We start from the raw sequence: 26178 nt of genomic DNA, 5'->3' as shown, positions 1-26178 counted from the left end.
AGCCCCCCATTTTGCCTAAGTACGACGAATTATTGGTTCTAATCAAACCAATAATATGACTGATTATAAAATAAACCGACTCAAATCTTCATCTGCAACCAGTTCGTCCAAGTGCTCTTTGACGTAATCGGCATTAATTTCGACAGTCTGTCCTTGACGTTCACTGGCGTTGAACGAGATGTCTTCCATCATACGCTCAAGCACGGTGTGCAAACGACGAGCGCCGATGTTTTCAGTGGTTTCATTAACTTGCCATGCTGATTCCGCAATTTTACGGATACCGTCAGGCGTGAATTCAATATTCATGCCTTCCGTTGCCATCAGAGCTTTGTACTGTTCAGTCAGTGAAGCATTTGGTTCGGTCAGAATACGTTCAAAGTCTTCGGTGGTCAGGGCTTGCAATTCAACACGAATTGGCAAGCGGCCTTGAAGTTCTGGGATCAGATCAGAAGGGCTGGCAACCTGGAATGCACCGGAGGCGATAAACAGGGTGTGATCAGTTTTGACCATGCCGTGTTTAGTCGAAACGGTGCAACCTTCGACAAGTGGCAGCAGATCGCGCTGAACACCTTCACGGGAAACATCTGGACCGGAAGTTTGACCGCGTTTACAAATCTTATCGATCTCATCAATGAAAACGATGCCGTGTTGTTCAACTGCATCAATTGCCTGCTGTTTCAGTTCTTCAGGATTGACCAGTTTTGCTGCTTCTTCTTCGACCAGCAACTTGAAGGCGTCTTTGATTTTCATCTTACGATTTTTTTGACGCTGGCCTGCCAGATTTTGGAACATGGATTGTAACTGATTCGTCATCTCTTCCATGCCCGGAGGTGCCATGATTTCAACCCCAACTGGAGCGGCCGAAACTTCAATTTCAATTTCTTTATCGTCTAACTGGCCCTCACGCAATTTCTTGCGGAATGCCTGACGGGTTGATGACGGCTCAGTTTGAGTTTCAGTCTGTCCCCAGTTATTTTTTGCTGGTGGCAGCAGGACATCCAGAATACGCTCTTCTGCTAATTCTTCTGCACGATAGCGGTTCTTCTCAATGGATTGCAGACGGACTATTTTTACTGCTACGTCAGTGAGATCACGAATGATGGAATCGACTTCTTTACCGACATAACCCACTTCGGTGAACTTAGTTGCTTCAACCTTGATAAAGGGAGCATTGGCCAGTTTTGCCAGACGACGGGCAATCTCGGTTTTACCAACACCGGTTGGGCCTATCATCAAAATATTTTTTGGCGTGACTTCATAACGCAGTGATTCATCTAACTGCATGCGACGCCAGCGGTTACGCAGGGCAATAGCAACAGCACGTTTTGCTTTGTCCTGGCCGATAATATGATTATTTAGTTCGCTGACAATTTCGCGAGGAGTCATTTCAGACATACTATCTATCCTTACGCTTTCGAAGGCAGTTCTTCGAAGTTGTGATTATGGTTGGTGTAGATGCAGATATCGCCAGCGATAGTTAAAGCGCGTTCTGCGATTTCTCTGGCGCCGAGTTCGGTTGTTTCCAGCATCGCGCGGGCAGCGGCCTGTGCGTATGAGCCACCGGAACCAATGGCGATAAGGTCATTCTCTGGCTGAATCACATCACCATTGCCTGTAATGATCAGAGAAGCATTTTCATCTGCGACAGCAAGCAGGGCTTCCAGCTTGCGCAACATGCGATCCGTTCGCCAATCTTTGGCTAATTCAACGGCTGCTTTGGTCAGGTGCCCTTGATGCATTTCGAGTTTTCGTTCAAACAGCTCGAACAGCGTGAAAGCATCAGCAGTACCGCCGGCAAAACCCGCGATGACTTTGTCATTGTAAAGGCGGCGTACTTTGCGGACATTGCCTTTCATAACGGTATGACCCATTGTTGCTTGTCCATCACCACCGATGACGACTTTGCCATTACGGCGAACACTTACGATTGTAGTCACGAGTTAGCCCCTGGTTACAAAATAGAAGATGGTACACACGGAGCATTAATTTGCTATCCCACAATTGCTTGCGCACTGCTGATAAAAGCACCATGTGTATATTATTAGAGATTAAGATGGGGGAGCTTTCCGCTTTTTCAACCCCCGGCAGGACGGAGAATACAGCCAGGTACACCGGCCACTGCAACACGTTCGCGCATTTTCTCAGCACTGGTTTTATTTTTATAGGGGCCAAGTACAACACGGTTCCAATTGTCTTTCGTGGTAATCTGACTCTCAATTCCTGCGAAGGCAAGGCTGGCACGGACGGATTCCGCCTGTTCCATTGTGCGGAAAGAGCCACATTGTAGCATCAATTTCGTCTCATTTACCTCAGACTTTGTGCTGGCTTGGGAAGAAGTGGAAGACTTTTTTTCCGGCACGGTAGCCGACTTTTGTTCTGGTGAATACTGTTGCTGCGCAGGAGGGGTGATCAACACACGCGAACGTGGGATCGGTTCACTGTTATAAGGCACCTCTTTTAATGAAATAGGCGGTTGTCGCATGTCTGCTTGTATTTGCTCAAGTAGCTGTTTCTGCTCAGACGTTAATTGAGGAAGTTGGTTGAGTGGTTTATTGACTGTTGTATCGCTTTCCTGGATGGAAGATTCATTCACAGGGCGATTTTCCAATTCCTTGATATAACTCCAGCGCTCTTCTGGTTTCGGTGGCAGGCCATGCCCCTTGGTTTGATGATGAGACTGTGAGGCATTTTGTGCACTTTCTTCCTGCTTATTTCTTTCCTGTTTATTATGTACGATGAAATAAAGTCCACCAATAAACATGACCACTAAGGCCACTGCAACGGCTAATGTAGTTTTGGGTAATCCTTGAGCCTGATTTTTTTTCTTACTAGTACTTTTCTGACGGGGATTGCTACGCCCGCGACTCACATAATCTCGTTGTGCCACTGTTTAATTCACTGAGTTATTTAAAAAATTAAAGAATAGGTAACTAATGTTACTCAAGCTGCCGTTATTTGCCTAGCTTTTAGGCGAACAAGTGCTCGCACGAATGATCAATTCTGCCTCCAATAATCTTGAACCTTTAGAAACCAAACGGCCTTGAAGCTGTTCCAGCAATAACAGAATGGAATGATATCCAATCTCATAACGGGGATGTTCCACCGTGGTCAAAGCGGGTTCGCAGTATTGAGCCAGATTTAAATTATCGAAACCGACAACAGAAAGATCTTCTGGTAATTTTAACCCCATTTTTTTAGCTTGCCACATTGCACCTAGTGCCATGACATCACTATGGCAGAAAATAGCGCTTGGAGGCTCTGGTAAGGTAAGCAAAGTTTCCGCCAATATTGCTCCGCTTTCGTGGGTGAAATCACCGCGGATAATATATTCTTCGCGAATTTCCTCCCCTGTGCGCCGCAATGCCTGGATATAACCTTGCAAGCGATAATGGCACAGTGGCATGGTTTCCGGTCCGGTAATGCAGGCAATGCGTTTGTGTCCCAATTTTTGCAAATGATGAGTGGCATTGAAGGCGGCTGTCAGGTTATCAATATGGACCGTGGGGAGTTCCAGTTCTGGTGAGAATTCATTGGCCATCACTATGGGAGGCAGATTTTTGCGTTCTTCTTTGGAAACATCGAAAGGAATGTTAGAACCCAGTAGCACCATACCATCAATGCGTTTGGTGATCAGAAGATTGATAAACGCATGTTCTTGTTGCTTTTGATGCTTGCAATCACCAATCAGCACCAGGTAACCATGTTCAGTAGCGGTTTCTTCAATACCTCGAATGACCTCAGTAAAGAAAGGATCACTGATATTGGGCACAAGAACTAAGATGGTTCTGGATACATTACGCCGTAAATTTTTGGTCAGATTGTGAGGATAATAACCTACTTCTAACACCGCATTTTCGACCCTCTGGCGTGTACGGGCAGAAACCTTGTCAGGATTCATTAATGTTCTTGATACAGTTGCGGTAGAAACACCAGCCACTTTGGCAACATCTTTCATGGTTACCAGCGCCGTGCACTTCTTTTTTTCCATAGTTCATTCCTCACTCTCTACAGGCAGCGAAACGATTGCTATCCGGCTGCTAAAAAACGCCAGTCTTGCCTGAGAAGGAAGTGCTGGCGGATTATTTTCTACAGTTATATTAATAAGTTCATTTTAAGCTGATTAACCGATCCATCTGTTACTTTGTTTGCATAAAAAGTGTGATATGCATCATTTCTTAGAGATGCTTCGCAAATTAAAGAAATAATTATCAACTTTCGCTGGGATCAACATCAATGTTCCATTTCACTTTACGTGCTTGTGGCAATGTAGTGATTTGAGGGTAAATTCCGGTCATCATTTTCTGGAGAAAAATGCGGGAAGGGTGTTGAATCATCAATTGCCAACGATAACGACCGCCACGTTTAGCCTGTAATGCGGGTACTGGCCCCATGATCCATAAATGATTATCAGATTGTGCATAATGTTCAAACAGTTGACGCATTTGTTGCAAAAATGCGGGGGCTTGCTGATTATCGTGATCTTCTGCGCGGAGCAGGATATGGCTTACAAAAGGTGGCAGGTGAACTTGTTGACGCTCTTCCATCGCTTGCTGGGCAAAGGCATCGTAGCCTTTCTCCAACAATATTTGCAAAAGTGGATGCTCAGGATGGTGGGTTTGCAGGACAACTTCTCCCTGCTTTCCGGCTCGTCCTGCCCGACCGGAGACTTGGGTATAGAGTTGGGCAAAACGTTCGGCGGCCCGAAAATCAGCAGAAAACAGAGCACCATCGACGTCCAGTAAGGCGACCAGCGTAACATCAGGGAAATGATGACCTTTCGCCAACATTTGCGTACCAATCAAGATGCGGGCTCCACCTTGATGGACTTCGGCTAGTTGCTGTTCCAGCGCACCTTTGCGGCTGGTGGTATCACGGTCGATACGGGTAACCGGAATATTGGGAAACAGTTTTGTAATACCATCTTCAAGTTGCTCAGTGCCTAAGCCAACGGGAATTAAGTTAGTGGTGCCACATTGCGGGCATTGGCGTGGGATTGGGCGCTGGCTGTCACAGTGATGGCAACGCAGGTGGCGATTATTTTGATGTAGGGTGTAATAGTGATCACAGCGTTGGCATTCTGCTATCCAGCCGCATTCGTGGCAGAGCAGGGCAGGAGAGTAACCACGACGGTTCAGAAATAGAATGACCTGATTGTCAGCTTTGAGATGTTCACTCATACGATTGATGAGCGGCTGAGATAATCCAACCGTCAATGGCAAGCCTTTCAGATCTAATAAATGCTGAGTGGCTACTTGGGCGTGGCCTGCCCGTTGAGTTAAGGTGAGTTGGCGATATTTCCCCTGTTGCACATTATATAGTGTTTCCAGTGCGGGGGTGGCAGAACCCATAATAATCGGAATCCCCTCTTTTTTCGCCCGGAATACCGCCAGATCGCGAGCATGATAGCGCCAGCCTTCTTGCTGTTTGTAAGAACTGTCATGTTCTTCATCAATAATAATGACACCCAGATGAGCAAAGGGGGTAAACAAAGCCGAACGTGTACCGATAACGATGGCATTTTCCCCTCTTTTCGCTCTCAGCCAGACTGTTAGCCGTTCGCTGTCATTTAAGGCGGAATGCAGAACATCAATGGGAGCATTGAAACGTTCCCGAAACCGGCGGATAGTTTGTGGCGTCAAACCAATTTCTGGCACTAAAATAAGGGCCTGTTTACCTTGTGCAAGAATGTTCTCCAGTATACTGAGATAAACTTCTGTTTTACCCGAACCCGTGATCCCCGCCAGTAGCCACGGAGAAAAGGTTTGATCTTCTGCACGGATGGCGCCTATTGCGGTAGCTTGTTCTGTATTGAGCTTTAACCGTTCGCCGATGGTTTTAAAATGCTCACGCCAATTTTCCGTTTCTGGTTGGATGGGATGCAGGGCAATCAGTGATTTCTTTTTCAGTGATTGCAGTGCGCTTTCGCTTAACGCCAATTCAGCGACTTGGTGACGATAAACAGGGCGTTGGCGCAAAGCGGCCAACGCTTTTTGCTGTTTAGCGGAGCGCTTGAGTTGTGTAAGCGGGAGTTCGCGGCCTGCCTCAGTGACTTGCCATTGCCAGAGAGGGGAAAATTCTGCCGGTTTTCCCTGTCGTAGCAAGACAGGCAAAGCATGGAATAACACTTCGCCCAGCGGATAGTGATAATAGCTGACGGCCCACTGAAGCAATTGCCAGAGATCGTCAGGAAAAAGCGGTTGGACATCAAGAATCGTAGCAATAGACTTGAGTTGTTCAGGTGGAAATTCGCTGCTGTCTGCGATACCAGTGACAATACCTATCGCATTACGCTTACCAAAAGGCACGAGTACTCGAACTCCAATAGCCGGTAAAGGTAACTCTGTAGGCAGTAGATAATCAAATGTGCGGGTTAGGGGGACAGGCAATGCAACCTGGACAACTGTCATAAGGCGATTTCCGGATAATTAATGACCAGATGAAAGAACGTATAAAAGAACATATAGCGATAAGGGTATCATAGCAAATCGGTAGATTTCATTGCGCAATAAACAGATATTCTGTATGATCCGCCGCCTTTGGTATAGAAATTACCGATACATATTTTTTATCAACACGACGTGTGGTGTCTGGCAGCAAAACAAGGCTGGATAGCGACACGGCCTGAACAGAGGTTTCCCATGAAACAAGGTATCCATCCTAAATACGAAGCAATTACTGCAACTTGCTCTTGCGGTAATGTCATCAAAATTAACTCTACTGTAGGTCACAATCTGAACCTGGACGTCTGTGGTGAATGCCACCCGTTCTACACTGGTAAGCAGCGTGATGTTGCGACTGGTGGTCGTGTTGATCGCTTTAACAAACGTTTCAGCGTTCCAGGTACTAAAAAGTAATGACTTTTTCCTGTCTGTTGTTCATACAGGCCGGAGAGTTAAAACAAAAACGCCCGATGTTTTGCATCGGGCGTTTTTGTTATCAATATTCCCATGTATCAGGATCAATGCCTCGCTCACGCATCATGGTTTTCGCTGCTTCCGGGATTTCATCATGGCGTTCTTTGCGTAAATCATTATCATTAGGCAGAGGCTGTCCGGTGAACGCATGGAGAAAAGCTTCACACAGCAATTCGCTGTTTGTTGCATGACGCAGATTGTTCACCTGACGGCGAGTGCGCTCATCAGTCAGGATTTTCAATACCTTTAGTGGGATTGAAACTGTAATTTTTTTGACCTGTTCACTTTTTTTGCCATGTTCAGCATAAGGGCTGACATACTCACCATTCCACTCAGCCATGAGATACCTTAAATAATTTTTGAATCAAGTAATTGAGATTAGAAATTGGAAGGAATTTCTGATCTGTTTTCATGTCGATAACGCAGTAGTCTAACATAATTAGCCTGTCGACTATATCGCCCCGCCTGCACTAATTTATAAAATATAACCAGAAGACATATAAAGTGTAATGACAGCCATGGAATTGTGGTATTAAACCGCAAAATAATTTGGATGTCTAGATGTATTGACGTCTATCTTTCCAGTCGTTATTCTTGCGTGACGCTAATAATAACGATGATGGTGAAAGGTTATGGGATGTAAGCAAGCGACAATTGCGGTTCACAGTGGTTCAAATGTTGATGAACAATATGGTTGTGTTGTTCCGCCTATCTATCTTTCCAGTACATACAACTTTACGGGTTTCAATGAGCCCAGGGCGCATGATTACTCGCGCCGTGGCAATCCTGGTCGTGATGTTGTCCAACAGGTGTTGGCCGAGCTGGAAGGAGGTGCGGGCGCAATCATGACCAGCAGTGGCATGTCAGCGATTCATCTGCTCTGTACCGTATTTCTGAAACCAGGGGATTTATTGGTGGCTCCGCATGATTGTTATGGTGGGAGTTATCGCCTGTTTGACAGTCTAAGCAAGCGTGGCGCATACAATGTGATTTTTGTTGATCAGTCAAATGAACAAGCGTTGAAACAGGCGTTAGCTAAAAACCCCAAACTGGTGCTAATTGAAACACCGAGTAATCCTTTGTTACGGATCGTAGATATTCAATATATTTGTGGCTTGGCCCATGAAATTGGGGCATTGGCTGTGGTTGATAACACTTTCTTAAGCCCTGTACTGCAAAAGCCATTGGATTTGGGGGCAGATTTAGTCGTGCATTCTTGCACGAAATATTTGAATGGACATTCTGATCTGATTGCGGGAGCAATTATCGCTAAGGAGCCATCCATCGCGGAAGAGTTAGCTTGGTGGGCAAACAATATTGGCGTGACGGCTGCGGCCTTTGACAGTTATCTGCTATTGCGCGGCATTCGTACATTATCTGCCCGCGTGCTGCTCCAACAAAACAATGCTGTTGCCATTGCGGATTATTTGCAACAACAGCCCCAAGTGAAAAAGCTCTTCTATCCTGCGTTGAAGAACCATCCAGGGCATGAAATTGCCGTTAAGCAACAGCAAGGTTTTGGGGCGATGCTAAGTTTCGAACTGGATGGTGATGAACAGGCCATGCGTCGTTTTTTATCTACGTTAAAATTATTTACCTTGGCTGAATCTCTCGGTGGTGTGGAATCGTTGATTTCTCATACCGCGACCATGACACACGCGGGAATGTCGGCAGAAGCAAGGGCTCAGGCAGGGATTACGGATTCGCTTCTTCGTGTCTCTGTGGGAATTGAAGATAGTCAGGATTTAATTGCTGATCTGGACAATGCGTTTCAGGCAGCGGCAACGAGGTAATCATGAGTACAAGGGCAACAGCGGGGACGGGATCTGGCCGTCAGTTACATAAATTTGGTGGTAGCAGCCTGGCTGATGTGAAATGTTATCAGCGGGTTGCTGAAATTATGGCGAACTACAGCTTGCCGGGTGATTTGATGGTGGTATCGGCTGCAGGGAGTACAACCAACCAATTGATTGATTGGCTTAAATTGAGCCAGAGTGACCGGATATCAGCCCATCAAATACAGCAGTCTTTGCGGCGTTACCAGCAAGAATTGATCCGTGGCTTGTTGCCCGAAACAGTTGCAGAAGAACTAAATGCAATGTTTGTCGCTGATCTGGAAAGATTGAGCGTATTGTTGGATAAGCCTGTCACCGATATGACATACGCCGAAGTTGTCGGTCACGGGGAAATCTGGTCTGCGCGTTTAATGGCGGCAGTGCTGGAAAATCAGGGTATCCCTAGCGCATGGCTGGATGCGCGTCAATTCCTGCGGGCAGAGCGTATTGCTCAGCCACAAGTTGATGTCAGTTTATCTCAACCTCTGCTTAGCCAATTACTGATCCAAAACCCCAATAAGCGTTTAGTGGTTACCGGCTTTATTTCCAGTAACCAGAAAGGGGAAACGGTATTATTGGGGCGCAATGGCAGCGACTATTCTGCTACCCAAGTTGGCGCTTTGGCGGGAGCCCAAAAAGTCACAATTTGGAGTGACGTAGCGGGGGTTTACAGTGCCGATCCGCGTAAAGTTAAAGATGCCTGTTTGTTGCCGTTGCTGCGTTTGGACGAAGCCAGTGAATTGGCACGTTTGGCCGCGCCTGTTCTCCACACCCGAACATTGCAGCCGGTTTCACTCAGCGATATTGATCTACAACTGCGTTGCAGTTATCAGCCGGAACAGGGTTCCACCCGGATTGAACGGGTGCTGGCAACGGGGACAGGGGCAAAAATTGTCACCAGCCATGATGATGTCTGCCTGATTGAATTACATGTTTCTTCAGCCCACGATTTCAAGCAAATCTATAAAGACATTGATTCTTTGTTGAAACGCGCCCAAATCCGGCCATTGGCAACAGGGCTGCACGCAGATTGCAACCTGATCCAACTTTGCTATACCTCTGAGATTGTCAATAGCGCCCTTGATGTTTTGCAGGATGCTTCCTTACCCGGCAAACTTTCTTTGCGTGAAGGTTTAGCGCTGGTGGCATTAGTGGGGGCGGGTGTATGCAAGAATCCACTGCATAGCCATCGTTTTTATCAACAATTAAAAGATCAGCCGGTTGAATTTATCTGGCATGCAGAAGATGACATTAGTTTGGTTGCTGTGCTGCGTTTGAATCAGACATCACATTTAATTCAGGGATTACACCAAAGTCTGTTCAGGGCAGAAAAACGTATCGGTTTAGTGTTGTTTGGTAAAGGGAATATTGGTTCTCGTTGGCTGGAGCTGTTTGCCCGTGAACAGAAAAATATTTCTGCTCGCAGCGATTTTGAATTTATTCTGGCGGGTGTTGTCGATAGTCGGCGGAGTTTGTTGAATTATCAGGGCATTGATGCCAGTCGGGCATTGGCCTTCTTTGATGATGAAGCGGCTGAACATGAAGACGATGCTCTGTTTTTATGGATGCGGGCACACCCTTATGATGATTTGGTTGTACTGGATGTTACGGCAAGTGAAGAATTGGCCAAAGAGTATATCTATTTTGCCAGTTATGGATTCCACGTTATCAGTGCCAACAAAGTCGCCGGCTCTTCCGACAGTAATACCTATCGTATGATCCGCGATGCCTTTGCAAAAACGGGGCGTCATTGGTTATACAACGCCACAGTGGGTGCAGGGCTGCCGATTAATTATTCCGTCAGGGATCTGCGGGAGAGCGGTGATACCATTCTGTCCATCAGTGGCGTTTTTTCTGGCACATTATCCTGGCTGTTTTTGCAGTTTGATGGTTCTGTACCTTTCAGTGAATTAGTTGAACAAGCATGGCAACAAGGGTTGACGGAACCTGATCCGCGTATTGACCTTTCTGGTCAGGATGTGATGCGTAAATTGGTTATTCTGGCGCGCGAAGCGGGTTATGAGATAGAGCCTGATCATGTGCGGGTTGAATCTTTGGTGCCGGTAGAGGCTCGAAGCGGTTCTATCGAAGAGTTCTTTGAAAACAGTGCCGCCATTAATGAGCAAATGCAGCAACGATTGGAAGCGGCACAGGAAATGGGCCTGGTGCTACGGTATGTCGCTCGTTTTGATGTCAGTGGTAAGGCAAAAGTGGGTGTGGAAGCGGTGCGTAGCGATCATCCATTGGCTTCACTACTGCCGGCGGATAATGTTTTTGCGATAGAAAGTCGCTGGTATCGTGATAATCCGTTAGTAATCCGTGGGCCTGGTGCGGGACGAGATGTCACCGCGGGAGCAATCCAATCGGATTTAAATCGTCTGTCACAACTTCTGTAACCTATCTCTCGGTAGGAGAGATATTGAGCGATCAGGCTTTAAAATTCGCCCAAGTTGTTTGTTTTCTGATATGAATATACGCATTAAACTTCAAGCTGCAATTTACAACACGATATCACACGCAGCTTGAAGTTAGATTGGTATATAAATAGAAGAACAGGCTCTACAGCAAAATATGAAATATTTAGACAGAACATAAGGGTAAGCCAATCCATTGGTGAGATAGGTGACATACAGCAACACAAGGCCAGGAACCACATGAATCAACAATATTCCGCAATGCGAAGTAATGTCAGTATGCTCGGTAAGTTGCTGGGCGATACAATTAAAGAAGCTTTGGGAGAAGATATTCTTGATAAAGTTGAAACGATCAGGAAGTTATCTAAATCATCCCGTGCAGGTAACGAAACCCACCGTCAGCAGCTTTTATCGACGTTAGAAAATTTATCCAATGATGAATTATTGCCTGTGGCCCGTGCGTTTAACCAGTTTTTAAATCTGGCTAACGTTGCCGAACAATATCACAGCATTTCGCCACACGGCGAAGCGGCAAGTAATCCGGTCGCGCTGGCAGCGCTGTTCAACCGGCTCAAAGACAAGCAATTCAGCAATGATGATCTGATCAAAGCGGTCAATGAACTGGCGATTGAATTGGTTCTGACCGCTCATCCGACAGAGATTGCCCGCCGTACCCTGATTCATAAGTTGGTTGAAGTTAATGGCTGTCTGGCACAGCTTGATCATGACGATTTGGCCGATTATGAACGCAATAACATCATCCGCCGATTGCGTCAGTTGATTGCCCAATCATGGCATACTGATGAAATCCGTAAGAATCGTCCCACCCCAATTGATGAAGCAAAATGGGGTTTTGCTGTGGTTGAAAACAGCTTGTGGGAAGGTGTGCCGGCATTCCTGCGTGAGTTCAATGAACAACTGGAAGGATCCATTGGTCATAGTTTGCCGGTGGAAGCTGTACCAGTACGTTTCACCTCTTGGATGGGAGGCGATCGTGATGGTAATCCTAACGTTACCGCCGAGATTACCCGTCATGTCTTATTGCTGAGCCGTTGGAAAGCCGCCGATCTGTTCCTGAAAGATATTCAGATTTTAGTTTCTGAGCTTTCCATGTCGGAATGTACGCCTGAACTTCGCCAACTGGCAGGAGGTGAGCATGTTTTGGAGCCTTACCGTGAAATTGCCAAACAATTGCGCACGCAATTAAGTAACACACTGGCTTATCTGGAAAAACGTCTTAAAGGCGAGCAAACTTTACCACCCGCGGATCTACTTTTGCATAACGAACAGTTATGGCAACCACTCTATGCTTGTTATCAATCATTGAAAGCTTGCGGGATGGAAATTATCGCAAACGGCCAATTGCTGGATACTTTGCGCCGCATTCGTTGCTTTGGTTTATCTTTGGTACGTATTGATATCCGTCAGGAAAGTACCCGCCATCGCGATGCGATTGCTGAACTGACGCAATATCTGGAAATGGGAGACTATGCGAGCTGGCCTGAAGCCGAAAAGCAGGCATTTCTGCTGAGAGAGTTGCAATCAAAACGCCCTCTGATCCCACGTGATTGGCAGCCGAGCGTAGAAACGCAAGAAGTTTTCGATACCTGCAAGGTCATTGCTGAATCACCCCAAGATTCGATTGCAGCTTATGTTATTTCCATGGCGAAAGTTCCTTCTGATGTCTTGGCGGTGAAGTTATTGTTGAAAGAGGCGGGATGTCCATTGTCATTGCCTGTTGCGCCGTTGTTCGAAACCCTTGATGACTTGAATAATGCAGAAGGTGTGATTGAAAAACTGTTGGGGATTGGGTGGTATCGCGATCTGATTAAGGATAAGCAGATGGTGATGATTGGTTATTCTGATTCAGCCAAAGATGCCGGAGTGATGGCAGCGTCGTGGGCACAATATCGGGCACAGGATGCATTAATCAAAGTGTGTGAAAAAGAAGGCGTGACACTCACTCTGTTCCACGGACGTGGGGGCACGATTGGCCGTGGTGGTGCTCCAGCCCATTCGGCTTTGCTCTCCCAACCGCCGGGTAGCTTGAAAGGCGGGTTTCGGGTAACGGAACAGGGGGAAATGATCCGTTTTAAATTTGGTTTGCCGCAGGTCACGATCAGCAGTTTGGCCTTGTATGCCAGTGCGATCCTGGAAGCAAACTTATTGCCGCCACCAGAGCCGAAACCGGAATGGCAGCAGATTATGGATACACTCTCTGATGTTTCCTGTGACATGTATCGTGATTATGTCCGTGAGCAACCGGAATTTGTGCCTTATTTTCGCGCAGCGACGCCAGAGCAAGAGTTGGCAAAACTGCCTTTGGGTTCGCGGCCAGCTAAACGACGCCCGACAGGGGGAGTTGAAAGTTTGCGCGCGATCCCGTGGATATTTGCCTGGACGCAAAACCGGTTGATGTTGCCGGCATGGTTAGGCGCGGGGGCGGCGTTGCAACGGGTGATCGATGCCGGTAACTTGTCAGTTTTAACGGATATGTGTCGTGATTGGCCATTCTTCAATACGCGTATTGCCATGTTGGAGATGGTGTTTGCTAAAGCAGATCTGTGGCTAGCAGAATATTACGATCAGCGTTTGGTAGAACCTAAGTTGTGGCCTTTAGGCGTCAAATTGCGTAATCAACTTGCAGAGGATATCGAAACGGTATTGACTATTTCGCAGGATGAACAATTAATGGCAGATTTGCCGTGGATCGCTGAATCTATCGCTTTGCGTAACGTGTATACCGATCCGTTGAACGTACTACAGGTCGAATTATTACAGCGTTCTCGTCAGCAGGAAAATCCTGCTCCGCATCTTGAACAAGCGCTGATGGTAACGATTGCCGGTGTTGCAGCAGGAATGCGTAATACAGGATAACGTTTAAATATTTTTTAATCATAAAAGCCGAATGGGAAACTGTTCGGCTTTTTGGTGCTAGCAAGGGCGTACTCCCAGTGTATGGCAGATGGCATAACTCAATTCTGCCCGATTCAGGGTATAAAAATGAAAATCTTTCACGCCTTCACGACTGAGAATTTTCACCATGTCCATTGCAATAGATGCACCGACTAAATTGCGACTTTCCGGATCATCATCTAACCCTTCAAACATTCTGGTCATCCAGCTTGGGATCCGAACGTTAGTCATGGCGGCAAATCGTTGCAATTGACGGAAGTTAGAGACTGGTAAGATCCCGGGTACAATTTCTACGTCAATCCCTGTTGCGACGCAACGATCACGAAAACGCAGGTAACTTTCCACATCAAAAAAGAATTGGGTAATGGCGCGATTGGCTCCGGCATCAATTTTACGTTTTAAATTGATCAAATCTGCCTGTGCACTTTTCGCTTCTGGATGCACTTCTGGATAAGCGGCAACAGAGATATCAAAATCCGCTTCTTTTTTTAATAGCTCAACTAAATCAGCACCATACATTTTTGGTTTGCAACCGTTAGTCGGTAAATCACCACGTAATGCCACAATATGACGAATGCCGTTTTGCCAATAATCATGAGCAATGCTGCTCAGTTCTTCACGGCTGGCATCAATACAAGTCAGGTGTGGGGCTGCATCAAGGCCGGTTTTTTCTTTAATGCCCTTGATAATGCTATGGGTGCGATCACGTTCGCCAGAGTTAGCGCCATAGGTGACGGATACAAATTTAGGTTTCAGCTTGCTCAAGCGATCAATAGATTTCCACAGGGTTTGTTCCATCTCAGCCGTTCTGGGTGGAAAGAATTCAAAGGAAACACGAATTTGCCCTTCAAGTTCAGCCAGATTCTGGTTCAGCGCTTCTCGCTGATTAGCGTGAAAAAAACTCATACCCTGTGCCCTCATGAATATGTTTTTAGATGTTTAAGTGTTTAAATGTCTATCCATTTAGATGTCCAAATAGAATGGGTGAAGCGGCGTTTTTAGTCAATCGAGAAATGACTTATTCCCAATGAGGAATATTCAAAGTGATCAGGAAAGAAATTCATGTTGGGGAATAATGAAAAAAGAAGAAGGCAAAGTCGTGACAGAGTTGGTGTATCCAGTTTTTTTAGGTGGCGTCACTTGGATTTTTTACCAAGTGACGCCGCCTCCATGCCTGAATAAATCAAAATCGTTTTAGTTGAGTTTCTTACCGTCTTTCTCAGGTAAACGGAGATAACATCACTCGTTTGCTTAGCAAACAACTCTATCTTTTATTGAAAATATAATTATCAGGTGTTATGTCAAAATAAGAAGGCATTCCTAACGAACACTCTTCTGCTGATATAATCGATGATGCAATAAAAGTTACTTCTCTCTTTTGATTATTGATGTATGGAATGATGACTTTAATTGTTTGGGTATATAATTGCCCCCAATCTTCAAACTTAATTTCTTTTTTGCCATCCATTAATTTGGTTCTTTCAATTAGGAAAGAAGTCGCTTTTAACTTATCAAGTTGTTTATTTTTCTCAAATGCTGATTCTATTACTTGTTGAGCAGCCCAAGATTCAACTGTGGCACAATAATCTAAATCATCCTTCGTTGAAGAAAAAGCAACACTAGAAATGAATAACATTGAGATAAAAATATTTTTTTTCATGTCTATTCCACTATCAATTCTCTATCCATAGAATTTATGATTTCTCTTCTTGCATCAGAACCGACAATTATACAACCTTCTGATGCTTCTCCTGGCTATCACCATGAATTCTAAAAAGATCTCTTCCGTAGATGTTATTGCCCTGATCCGGTTCTAAATGGATAGTCATTGCACCTTTGCTACTAGTATAACCTCCAATAGTATACCTTCCTCTTGGTATAGGTCCTTTCCCACGTATCGATTCTGAGGCGGGGTTATTTTTATGAATTCCTTTCCCACTATATCCACGAGGGTAAACTAGTTTCTCGTTGTGATATAAATCACCTGAGTACTGATGATAAATCCATGCCATTTAAAACTCCTTTTCTTTAGAGTAGATTTAACTAAAATAAAAACTAATCATTTCATGTACTTTATCAATTTTTACTTATAGTTTAAATTACTTTATAAATTGGATTGTTAAAAAAACATGCCATTCTGTTTTTTTAATTTAACCCAGATAAATGAAATTTTATTTAGCTATTTAAATTAAACTTAATTGACTTAGTTTAAATTTTTAAAATTTATTTTTCATAACTAACTATAGGTCAACGCCTGCCCTAAGTAGCTGATCCTAATTGTGCTACATTTTTGCCATTCCATGCCGATTTCCGGGATAGGGTGATACCGTGCCCATAAAATGCCTAACCTGCCTGAGAAGTTGCCACATATATCTGCACTTGTGGTTGCGTGTGATCGTTTCATGTAAGGCGTGCCACCGTTTCTCAATCACATTGACCCAAGGCGAGTAAACCGGCTGGAATAACAATTTGAATTTAGGGTTATTCTTTAACCACAGTTGTGTCCGGCGGCTTTTGTGAATAATGTCGTTGTCCAGAATGATTGTAATGGTTTTCGCTCTCCGGTAATGGCGTTTTAGTTTTTCCAGCATGGCGATGAACACATCGGAATTTTTCTGAGAGCCGGAGGCATAAAGCACGTGGCTTGTCTTTGCGTGGAGTGCACCTGCCAGATAATGTTTACCGTTGTTTCCCGGCGTCACCCCTTTTTTCTGTTGCCCTTTCAAGATCCAATCGGCCCCGATTTTCGGGTTGAGATCAATATCCACCTCATCTTCATAGAAAACGGGGTTATCGCGGCTGCATATGGTTAGGTGCAGCAATTGCATCGTTATCAGCCGACGGGCATACCCTTTATCAGACGTCCGTTGGATTTCTTTTTGCATTCTACGTCGTTCGGGACGGGGTATTGGTGCTATGATAAACATGGCTCAGTCCTGTTAGTCATTTGTGATAGTTAGCAATTGATCAGATCGCTAAATTTGGACTGAGTTCCTTTCTTTTTTATTTTTTTTCAGTGATCTACCATTAGAAACAGCTATTTAGTAAAGGAGGCGCAGCTCAATATTGGGATGAGAGTATTGGGCATGGAAAAATAACAGGTGATCAAGCAACTAAATTTAGAAACACTTATTAGGCGAATCCAAGTAATATTTTCCAGAAATACAAACCGTTAGAATGCTTTCATATCCCGGCAGGCTGTTTGATTCAGAAGATTACAGTGGAAATTACTCTTGTTTTTATGATATTGATTTTCTATTTTTATTGGAAGGAAAGATAGTGAGGGAATATATACTGGTGAAAAGGTGGAAAATAATAGGTTTGATGCTGAAAAAACAGCATCAAAATATATGTTTATTTTTTCTAATTATATATCAACGGCATTCAAGCTTGGTAATTTAAATAAAAATAGTGATTTTGAAGAGCTTATATCTATGGCTTTCTCCGATAAAAGTAAAATATAAAGTATCGTCCTAAAGTAGAGATTAATAATCCATGAAATCAGCCGGAAAGATCTCCATGATCTTCCGGCTTTCTTCTTTTTTAAGAGCCGTTCATATACAGGATGTTAAAAATTAAGCCTTTCAAAACACGCTTCCAATGTCTTGTTTTTACATGACTTTCTTTGTCGGGTTTTGAAGGCATTCCGGTATAAATAATCCTTGGCTTTTTCCAGCCAAAAACAGGTTTCTGACCATGCCCTTTGTAGCAGGTTTTTAATTATTGGCCGTAACCAGGTATCCGTATTTTGCGCCGCTTTAAGTAAGGAAACCTCCGGAAATAATCTGCCATTGTCCGTCTGACCAGTAAGGTGAGCAGACTTGACCAGATAAGTCCGGTAACTAACGAGTCTTTCCGGGTGGCAAAACCTTGCCAGTTTGTGTGGGATTTCAACTCCTTAAATAACAGCTCGACCTGCCATCGACAGCGATAAATATCCATCACATCATTAAGTGTAAATTCTTCCACCGGTAAATTCGTCAGCCAAATACAAAACCGTTTTTCCTCCTTAAGCCAACGGCGGATAATGTGAAATTCATAACCGTTACGCTGACAATGCAAATCTAACACTTAAGGTGTTCAGTTGATGAACTGTTTACAAAATAAATTGAATATGCCAGTTTATATTGATTTTGCTATATTTTAACCTGAATGAAATCGATATTTTTTGTTATGGCGATTTATTTAATGATGGCGTTAATAATTATTTTATTCTTTCAAAAATAATTTTCGTGATCATGATCATAAAATAAAAATGATCATACTCCCCAAAGCAGTGAATTTTATATATTTATAAATAAATCATGTCCTTAAAAAATAAACCTTTCACCTTCAGATAAAATAAGCAAAACAATGCGTTGAACCTTTATAAAAAACAGCATATTTCGCCAGTGAAGCAATGATTTTAACTTTTTATTCCGCCATTGTTGATGGCAACATTTTATTTCACTTGTGTGAATTTGGTTTTTACATGTTCACTATTTATTATCCCCCTTTTATTCACCATGAATTCCGAACAATTCGGGCAACAACGTCTTTACAAATTATCGCCCTACCACGGCGTAATATTTGCGTTTGTTCCGCTAATGAGCCAGCGATAAGGCAACAACTTGCGGACTTAATTAACAAAGTTGTCAGAGACAGCATGAATTAACTTTAACTCTTGTGTCGGATGTTATGGCTTGCTGTGCAATCAGGCGGGATAACCGACGCCATCGTGTTCGTCATTATTTCAGGAAGATAACCATGTCAGAGAAAAAAATCTTCGATAAGTTACAGCAGGGGCTATCTTTTGTTCAGCAAGGAAAAGAAGCTGCCGACCCGCTGAGACAAGGCGGAAAAGATCTCGCCGACAAATTGGCCAGACGCGCCGCCGATAAAGAGAGACTCGCCAAACTGAAGCAGGGGCAGTCTTTTGTTTCACGGGGACAATCCGCCGGGCTGCCAGGTGGTATCGGGAACGGTATCACAAGTGGCGGTTTTGCAGGCGGGCTGGCTCAAAAAGCGGCCGCCGGACACAGCACCGCCGCCAAAGCCCTGCAAAAAGTCAGTCAGTTGCCTGGCGTTGGAAGCTCGCCCAGCGGTCTGCAATTTACCCTGACCGCCGGTGGCCTGTCGCCCCAAACTTTTGTCGTCACCGATTTCACCCTGAGTGAACACTTTTCCCAGCCATTCCAACTGGAAGTGGGGTTGGCCAGTGCTGATCCGTCCATCGATTTTCCGGCAGTACTGGATCGCACGGCGACACTGACCATTTTGCAGGAGGGCATTGAACAGCGCAGCATCACGGGGGTGGTGGCCAGCTTTGAGCAGGGTAACACCGGGTTGCACCAGACCACCTACCAGATGAGCATTCGCCCGGATCTGTGGCGTACCACGTTGCGGCAAAACTCACGCATCTTCCAGCAACTGAACATTGCCGCGATTATCACCACAATCCTGAAAGAGCACCGTATCCGTGATGTCGTCTTCAGCCTGCGCCATCCGCACCCGGAACGAGAATTTTGTGTGCAATATCAGGAAAGTGATTTCGCGTTTCTGCAACGGCTGACGGCCGAAGAGGGGATTTTCTACTTCTTTGAGTGTGGTAACGGGCGTAACACGCTGGTGTTTGCCGATGACTGTGGTTCGGTGCCACCGGACAAGGTGTTCCCTTACCAGCCGGGTGATGCAAGCACCGTGGGAGAACCCGCCATCAGCAGCCTGACCTGTAGCGCCCAGGTGCGACCGGCCCGGGTGCAACTGAAAGATTACACTTTCAAAAACCCAGCCTGGCCGGCCGAATTCAGCCAGCAGATGAAGGAAGACACCCTGCAACAGAGGTATTACGAGCACTACGACTATCCGGGGCGTTTTAAAGATGAAGCGCACGGGAAAGATTTTACCCGTTACCGGCTGGAAGCCCTGCGCAACAATGCTATGACCGGGCAAGGTAGCGGTCATGCCATTGCCATCCAGCCAGGTAAATTATTCACCCTGAGCAACCACCCGCGCGCCGACCTGAACCAACCGTGGCAAGTGGTGGGAACCCGTCATTCCGGCAGTCAGCCGCAGGCGCTGGAAACCGCCAATAGCGGCACAGGCACCACCCTGAACAGCCACTTCCACTTTATCCGCCATAACCAGAACTGGCGTCCTGCGCCACTGCCAAAACCAGTCATCGACGGCCCACAGATTGCCAAAGTGGTTGGCCCAGCGGGGGAAGAAATCTTCTGTGACCAGTATGGCCGTATCCGCCTCCAGTTCCCGTGGGACCGCTACGGCAAGAGCGATGACCACAGCTCCTGCTGGATACGCGTCACCCAACCGTGGGCGGGCCAGGGCTGGGGCATGCTGGCCATCCCGCGTATCGGTCAGGAAGTCGTCGTCGATTTTCTGCATGGTGATCCGGATCAACCCATCGTCACCGGCCGGACTTACCACGCCAGCAATATCCCGCCAGGCGGGCTGCCGGGCAGCAAAACCCAGATGGCCTTCCGTTCCAAAACCCATAAGGGCGAAGGGTATAACGAGTTGCTGTTTGAAGATGCCAAAGGCAGTGAGCGGCTGGCGTTGCATGCGCAGAAGGATATGCACACCACAGTTAAAAATGCCCAGAGTCTGGTGGTGGAGGCAGGCGACCGGACTTTGACAATCCAGACAGGTGATGAATTCAAAACCGTGCAGCAAGGCAACCTGACAGAAACCATCGGTCAGACACGCAGTACGGAAGCCAATGTGGTACAGGTGAAAGCCACGGCAGGTAAAGCCGGAGCGGGAACACAATTATATGAAGCGGAAGATGATATCACGCTGAAAGTGGGCAGCGGCACCCTCCAGATGACGAAAACCAGCATCAAAATTTCGTTTGGAGGGGCCAGTATTGAGCTAAACGACAGCGGGGTCACCGTATTAGGTGGCCAGGTTAACATCAACAAATAACACATTGATTTTTAAATTGCAGCAAGAAGGAACTTCCATGAACAATCAACTTGATCTCACCCCTTTTCACTTTAATCAGGGCACCATCATGCTGCCGGCCAGCTGGCAGGATGCCAGTATTCTGGTGTTGAACAGCAGCGATGAAAAAAATGGCACCAGTTTCACCATCTCCCGCGATAATTTACCGTGGGGACTGACATTCAGCCAGTTTGCCGAGCGGGAAATGACCGCAATTGGCAAGCAATTAAAAGATTATGAAGCGATAGCCCATGAATCGGGGGCGCTGAACGGGTTTGAAACGGAGACGTTTGAATTTCGCTGGCGTGCCCCAAATGGAACGGTGCACCAACTGATGATGATGCTGAATGCGCCCAAGGACGTGCTGATTTTCACCGGCTCCTGTCAGGGAGCGATGACACCGGCACAGCGGGAACAAATGCAGACCATGATGGCCACGTTCCGGCTGCGCGGTGAGCAGAAGGATAACGCCTGACAGGGAGGTGTGACATGAGTGTTTCACAGAATGTGATTATGGGCGCAGCAGCGGCTGGGCGACCATCTCCGTCACCGGTCGCCAGCAATCCGATCCTGCCTTCAAAGGGAGGCAAACCTGCGCCCGTGCCGCCACGGACAGAAAAATCCACTTCTGACCGGGCGCTGGCGTTTTTACAAAGTGATACTTTCTCCGATGCCACGCTGGCAACCAGTGCGACCTATGCGGCGGCCACGGGCGCTGCTGTCCCTTTTGCGGTGGGATTAGCTGCCGGCACAGCAGGCGGGGCCGCGGGGATGTATGTCGGCGATAAAATCGGCCATGCTATCGCCAAAGGGATGGGCATGGGCACCGTGGCAACCGAAGGTGAAAATCCGGCCAGGGAAGGCGATGCCATTGCTCATCAGAACAAAAATGCCGGGTTGTGGGGGGCGCTGGGCGGAATTTTACTGGGGGCTGTCGCGGCGGTTGCGGTGGGCGCTCTGGTGGTTGCCACGGGCGGAGCGGCACTGGTTGTGGTTGCCGCAGCCGCAGCCGCTGGCGGGTTTGTTGGTGGAACCTGTGCCGGGATTGGCGCCGCCATCGGGCAATATGGCAGCAATAAAGGCACCATTGCGAAAGGATCACCCAATGTGTTCTTTGAGGGTAAACCGGTCGCGCGGAAAGGCGACCCGGTGGTATGCAGTGACCATCCTCCCGGCGTGGTCGCTGAAGGCGCAAAGACCGTGTTTGCCAACGGCAAGCCGATTGCCCGATTGGGGCATCGCACTACCTGTGATGCCAATATCAACAGTGCAGCGGGATCGATTTCCATTACCCCAGAAACGGGAGAGGCGCTCCCTATTTTGCAGGAAAGCAATAAAGCCTTGCAGTGGGCCGTGGTTATCGCCGGTTTATTGCCCTTGCCACGCAATAAAAAAGGGGTCACCAAATCGGATAAACCGAAGGAATCGACCCAGAAGCAAAGTAAAAAACCGAACGAGAAAGATACCTGTAGTGACCCGGTCGATATGGCCACCGGGGATTTTTTGCAACAATGGCCCCTGCTCTCCCTGCCGGGCACATTACCGCTATCACTGACCCGAACTTACCGTTCAACCGAAAATTTTGCGGGCTTGTTTGGCCCTAAATGGTCCGATGACTGGTCACAACATTTAAGGCGAGCGGGTGAAGTGACGCATTTCACGGATGCCGATGGGGTGGTCTACACATTCCATACGCCGGAAGAAAATGTGTTCTCGGTTAACCTGCATGCCGGACATTATCTGCTGTTTGGCACCTTAACAGGCGGGTTGCACCTGTTTGATCGTCAGACCCAATTAACATTGAGTTTTGAACAACAGGCCGGCGATAAACGGTTATTGTCTACAATCCGTGACCGTCACAATAACCAAATCACCTTCCATTACGCAGATCCCTTTGGGGAGCAACAATATCGGCTGTCACAGGTTATCCATTCCGATGGTTATCGTTTGTTACTGGATTACGACCAGAACCGATTGGCTTCTATCGAGTACCTGACCGGAGAACTGCGCCAGACTCTGGTGACCTGCCGATATAACCCGCAAGATTATCTGTCAGAATGTCATTCGTTTCAGTTCAGTCACTTGTGGCACGAATACGATCCCCGCGGTTATATGACCCGCTGGCATGACACAGATTCAACGGATGTGTCGATGGGGTATGACAACCGGGGACGGGTAGTCTCGGTCAGAACCCCACAAGGCTACTGGCAGGATCGTTTTTTGTATGATGATGTCAACAAAGTCACCACCTATCTGGATGCAGAAGGCGGTTGTACCCGCTATTGGTACAACGAAAACGGCCATATCACCCGCAAAATTGACCCATTGGGGCGGGAAACGGTACTGGAATGGGATCTGAGCCATCAACTTTCAGAAACTGATCCACTGGGCAGAAAAACCCAGTTCGAATACACGCCCTACGGGGAACTGACCCAACTGACGCTGCCTTCCGGTGAAATATTTGTCTATGACTATGATGAATACGGTCAACTGTTGCAGGCCAAACTGCCGAACGGCAAAAAGTGGATTTTTCACTACAGTGAACAGGGCGCACTGGATGCGGTGACAGACCCACAAGGGCGGCGGGAAGAATACCGTTATAACCCGCAGGGTGAGATGTTGCGGCGGGTGCTACCGGATGGCACCCAGTGGCGTTATGAATACGAACAACACCAGTTGCATCAGGTTCTGGCGCCAAACGGTTACACCACGCATTATGAGCAGGACGGGCTGGGGCGGTTGCACAGTGTGACCGATGCGTTGGGTCAGCAAACCCGTTATCAGCACTGCACGTTTCATGCCAGCCCGGCAGACAGCGTCACGGAAATCGAACTGCCGGACGGGGTGAAACAGCACATTAGCTATGACAATGAACGCCGGGTCACTGCGGTCACGGACGGTGAGGGAAATACCACGCGTTATACCTATAGCGCCTTTGACCTGCTGACCCAGCTCACTCGCCCCGATGGGACGGTGCTGCATTTTGGTTATGATCGCTTAATTCGCCTGAACAGCGTGACCCTGGCCACCGGTGAAACCTATCGCTATGAGCGGGATTTAGCCGGGCAAATTATCCGTGAAACCGATTTTACCGGGCGAACAGTCGAATATACCTATGACCGGGCAGGCCGCCGGACGCTGATCCGCTATCCTAACGGTCAGTTCATTCGTTTTTGTTATACCGCTAATGACCAAATCCAGCGGCAGGAATACTGGCAGGCCGGGAAACTGCATGATGAATTGCAGTCGGTGACTGATTATTCCTATGACACGCAGGGCAGGATGATTCGCGCCACCTCAGCCGATGCCGTGGTGGAATTTGAATATGACGAGGCAGGACGCCTGACTGGCGATCGCCTGAACGGGCGTGAGATTAACCGTGAATGGGATGACCTTAACGACCTGCCGACAGCCGAAACTCTGGGCGGGGATACCCTGCATTTTGGGTATAACCGGATGGGGTGGTTGAATCATTTTCAGTTCAACCAACATAGCCCGCTTTCTTTACAGCATGATCCGCTGGGGCAGGAAACCGTGCGGGAAAGTGCCCTTGGCTTTATCCTTGCCAGCCGTTACACCGCGACGGGATTGCTGGCCCATCAGTCGGCCGGTCGGGCAACCGCCTTTTTCCGGGAAACCCTGCAACAAAATGATCCGCATTTTCCCCCCCAGGCTACGGCGGTTAACCGGAGCTGGCAATATGACCGGGCGTACAACCTCCGGGTAATTGATGACGGTCGCTGGGGACAAACCCGTTACCGTTACAATGTTAACGGCCAGATAATCCAGACACTGTATCAGGGTTCCCGTCCATACAAAGAGCAGTTCAGCTATGATGCCAATGGCAACCTAAGCCAGTACATTCCTACCGATGCACGCGGAGCGGTGGCGCAGATCGCCCAGCGTCAGAAAGCTGGGCGGGTGGTGCAGCACGGAGATACCCGTTATCATTACGATACTGCTGGACGGCTGGTAGAGAAAAATGAGTACCGTGATGGCTTCCGTCCACAAATATGGCGTTATCGCTGGAATGTACTCAATCAGCTGACGCAATGTGAAACACCAGACGGCTCACGCTGGCATTATCAATATGATCCTTTTGGCAGAAGAATCCGGAAGCTGAAAGTGTATGATGGAAAACGGGCCTCTGCTAATTTAAAATTATGGTTAGCGGGCAGGCCAGATATGGAATCGAAAGCCGATGCGATTGTCGGGCATGATTATTTGTGGAGCGGTGACCAGCTTATCGAAGAAACGCCGATTTACGCGGATGGTACGCCAGCAGAAAATCAGCGTATCCGCTGGCTTTATGAACCCGGTTCATTAACACCATCGGCCCGCTTTGAGCGAGGTAAGCTACACTATATTGTCAGTGACCATCAGGGCACGCCGCGCGAGATGCTTAATGAGGAAGGGATTCTGGTGTGGGCACAGCGGTTAACCACGTGGGGCAAAGCGGAACGATCGCTGGTGATTGCCTCCAACGATCCTGATTATCACGTCAACTGCAACCTGCGGTTTTTAGGGCAGTACGAGGATGAGGAAAGTGGGTTATATTATAACCGCTTTCGGTATTACTCGCCGGAGACGGCGCAGTACATCAGCCCTGACCCGATCGGGCTGCTGGGCGGGTTTAATCCGTATTCGTATGTCCATAACCCCACCGGATGGGTAGACCCCTTTGGATTAACAAATTGTCCATCTTCATTCATAAATGATGATGTTGTTAATCATTCTAGTAAAGGAGACTGGAAGGAAGCCAGTTCTATGCCACCGAGGGATAGAAAAACATTCCCAAACGGAAGGTTAAGTGGTGGGGGACATGGACAATCAGCTATTCGGGAGTTAGAAGCAAGAGGTATCCCTTACAATATAGAGCATACTTATCCTAATGGGGTACGGGTAGGAAATATACCTAACCATGCATCTAAAGCGAAACGCAAAGGAACAGGCCAATCATGGTTCCCAGAAAATTGGAGTGATGCAGATATTAAACATGCAGGGAAAGTAATTTGGGATTCTCCAAGTAGTGTAAAAGTAGACATGCCTTCTGGCGGAACTATGATTTCAGGAACACATAATGGAGTCTTTATCCGAGTTGTCCGTGACCCTAAAGGGGGCGGCTCTATTTTCCCAGATAATTCAATTCAACCTTAACGC

Annotated in this window: 19 protein-coding genes and 1 pseudogene; 9 read left to right on the top strand and 11 right to left on the bottom strand. The window is 47.0% G+C overall.

Features of this window, described 5'->3' with window-relative positions:
* Positions 1-63: 63 nt before the first annotated feature.
* From hslU to priA, 5 genes are all read right to left on the bottom strand, one after another.
* Positions 64-1395, bottom strand: a complete 1332-nt coding sequence (gene hslU / locus WDV75_RS21160) for an HslU--HslV peptidase ATPase subunit (protein WP_273557846.1) — start codon at positions 1393-1395, stop codon at positions 64-66.
* An 11-nt stretch (positions 1396-1406) separates the two neighbouring features.
* The gene (gene hslV, locus WDV75_RS21155) at positions 1407-1937 is read right to left on the bottom strand and encodes an ATP-dependent protease subunit HslV (RefSeq protein ID WP_092520260.1); all 531 of its coding nucleotides are present in this window, start codon (positions 1935-1937) and stop codon (positions 1407-1409) included.
* 137 nt (positions 1938-2074) lie between these two features.
* Positions 2075-2887 carry a cell division protein FtsN gene (gene ftsN, locus WDV75_RS21150; protein ID WP_273557847.1) on the bottom strand — a complete coding sequence of 271 codons (813 nt, stop codon included), beginning with the start codon at positions 2885-2887 and terminating at the stop codon, positions 2075-2077.
* Between the two features lie 72 nt (positions 2888-2959).
* The gene (gene cytR / locus WDV75_RS21145; protein ID WP_273557848.1) at positions 2960-3988 is read right to left on the bottom strand and encodes a DNA-binding transcriptional regulator CytR; all 1029 of its coding nucleotides are present in this window, start codon (positions 3986-3988) and stop codon (positions 2960-2962) included.
* 220 nt (positions 3989-4208) lie between these two features.
* Positions 4209-6407: a primosomal protein N' gene (priA, locus tag WDV75_RS21140; protein ID WP_273557849.1), complete on the bottom strand. Its 2199-nt coding sequence runs from the start codon at positions 6405-6407 to the stop codon at positions 4209-4211.
* Between the two features lie 231 nt (positions 6408-6638).
* Here priA and rpmE point away from each other — a divergent pair, with 231 nt between their 5' ends.
* Positions 6639-6854 carry a 50S ribosomal protein L31 gene (gene rpmE / locus WDV75_RS21135; protein ID WP_189760010.1) on the top strand — a complete coding sequence of 72 codons (216 nt, stop codon included), beginning with the start codon at positions 6639-6641 and terminating at the stop codon, positions 6852-6854.
* A gap of 82 nt (positions 6855-6936) precedes the next feature.
* On the opposite strand, the gene metJ is transcribed toward rpmE, so the two are convergent.
* Positions 6937-7254 (bottom strand): met regulon transcriptional regulator MetJ, encoded by a 318-nt coding sequence (gene metJ, locus WDV75_RS21130; protein ID WP_189760009.1) that lies wholly within the window; start codon positions 7252-7254, stop codon positions 6937-6939.
* 292 nt (positions 7255-7546) lie between these two features.
* Between metJ and metB the strand changes: the two genes are divergently transcribed.
* From metB to ppc, 3 genes are all read left to right on the top strand, one after another.
* Positions 7547-8707: a cystathionine gamma-synthase gene (metB, locus tag WDV75_RS21125; protein ID WP_273557850.1), complete on the top strand. Its 1161-nt coding sequence runs from the start codon at positions 7547-7549 to the stop codon at positions 8705-8707.
* A gap of 2 nt (positions 8708-8709) precedes the next feature.
* A complete protein-coding gene (locus WDV75_RS21120; protein ID WP_273557851.1) occupies positions 8710-11145 on the top strand; it encodes a bifunctional aspartate kinase/homoserine dehydrogenase II in 2436 nt (811 codons plus the stop codon).
* Positions 11146-11403: 258 nt separating this feature from the next.
* Positions 11404-14040, top strand: coding sequence for a phosphoenolpyruvate carboxylase (gene ppc / locus WDV75_RS21115; RefSeq protein WP_273557852.1), 2637 nt, complete (start codon positions 11404-11406; stop codon positions 14038-14040).
* A gap of 57 nt (positions 14041-14097) precedes the next feature.
* On the opposite strand, the gene metF is transcribed toward ppc, so the two are convergent.
* Positions 14098-14985, bottom strand: a complete 888-nt coding sequence (gene metF, locus WDV75_RS21110; RefSeq protein WP_273557853.1) for a methylenetetrahydrofolate reductase — start codon at positions 14983-14985, stop codon at positions 14098-14100.
* Between the two features lie 169 nt (positions 14986-15154).
* On the opposite strand from metF, the gene WDV75_RS21105 reads away from it, so the two are divergent.
* A complete protein-coding gene (locus tag WDV75_RS21105; protein ID WP_273557854.1) occupies positions 15155-15277 on the top strand; it encodes a hypothetical protein in 123 nt (40 codons plus the stop codon).
* 66 nt (positions 15278-15343) lie between these two features.
* On the opposite strand, the gene WDV75_RS21100 is transcribed toward WDV75_RS21105, so the two are convergent.
* From WDV75_RS21100 to WDV75_RS21090, 3 genes and pseudogenes are all read right to left on the bottom strand, one after another.
* Positions 15344-15739 (bottom strand): hypothetical protein, encoded by a 396-nt coding sequence (locus WDV75_RS21100; RefSeq protein ID WP_273557855.1) that lies wholly within the window; start codon positions 15737-15739, stop codon positions 15344-15346.
* 67 nt (positions 15740-15806) lie between these two features.
* A complete protein-coding gene (locus tag WDV75_RS21095; RefSeq protein WP_337927163.1) occupies positions 15807-16091 on the bottom strand; it encodes a tlde1 domain-containing protein in 285 nt (94 codons plus the stop codon).
* 270 nt (positions 16092-16361) lie between these two features.
* Positions 16362-16907 (bottom strand): annotated as a pseudogene (locus WDV75_RS21090) (IS630 family transposase); the annotation flags it as partial.
* Positions 16908-17384: 477 nt separating this feature from the next.
* Here WDV75_RS21090 and WDV75_RS21085 point away from each other — a divergent pair.
* Positions 17385-17543, top strand: a complete 159-nt coding sequence (locus WDV75_RS21085) for a hypothetical protein (protein WP_273557857.1) — start codon at positions 17385-17387, stop codon at positions 17541-17543.
* A gap of 256 nt (positions 17544-17799) precedes the next feature.
* On the opposite strand, the gene WDV75_RS21080 is transcribed toward WDV75_RS21085, so the two are convergent.
* Positions 17800-18150 (bottom strand): transposase, encoded by a 351-nt coding sequence (locus tag WDV75_RS21080; RefSeq protein ID WP_273557858.1) that lies wholly within the window; start codon positions 18148-18150, stop codon positions 17800-17802.
* Between the two features lie 675 nt (positions 18151-18825).
* Between WDV75_RS21080 and WDV75_RS21075 the strand changes: the two genes are divergently transcribed.
* Genes WDV75_RS21075 through WDV75_RS21065 form a run of 3 tightly spaced genes read left to right on the top strand, consistent with a single transcriptional unit; the run spans position 18826 to position 26175 of the window.
* Positions 18826-21000 (top strand): type VI secretion system tip protein VgrG, encoded by a 2175-nt coding sequence (locus tag WDV75_RS21075; protein ID WP_273557859.1) that lies wholly within the window; start codon positions 18826-18828, stop codon positions 20998-21000.
* Between the two features lie 37 nt (positions 21001-21037).
* Positions 21038-21493, top strand: coding sequence for a DUF1795 domain-containing protein (locus WDV75_RS21070; protein ID WP_273557860.1), 456 nt, complete (start codon positions 21038-21040; stop codon positions 21491-21493).
* 14 nt (positions 21494-21507) lie between these two features.
* Positions 21508-26175, top strand: a complete 4668-nt coding sequence (locus WDV75_RS21065; protein WP_338860429.1) for an RHS repeat-associated core domain-containing protein — start codon at positions 21508-21510, stop codon at positions 26173-26175.
* Positions 26176-26178: the final 3 nt, after the last annotated feature.

Origin of the sequence: Xenorhabdus griffiniae (genome assembly GCF_037265215.1) — a bacterium.
Lineage (GTDB): Bacteria > Pseudomonadota > Gammaproteobacteria > Enterobacterales > Enterobacteriaceae > Xenorhabdus > Xenorhabdus griffiniae.
This window is presented reverse-complemented; position numbering and strand designations above follow the sequence as displayed.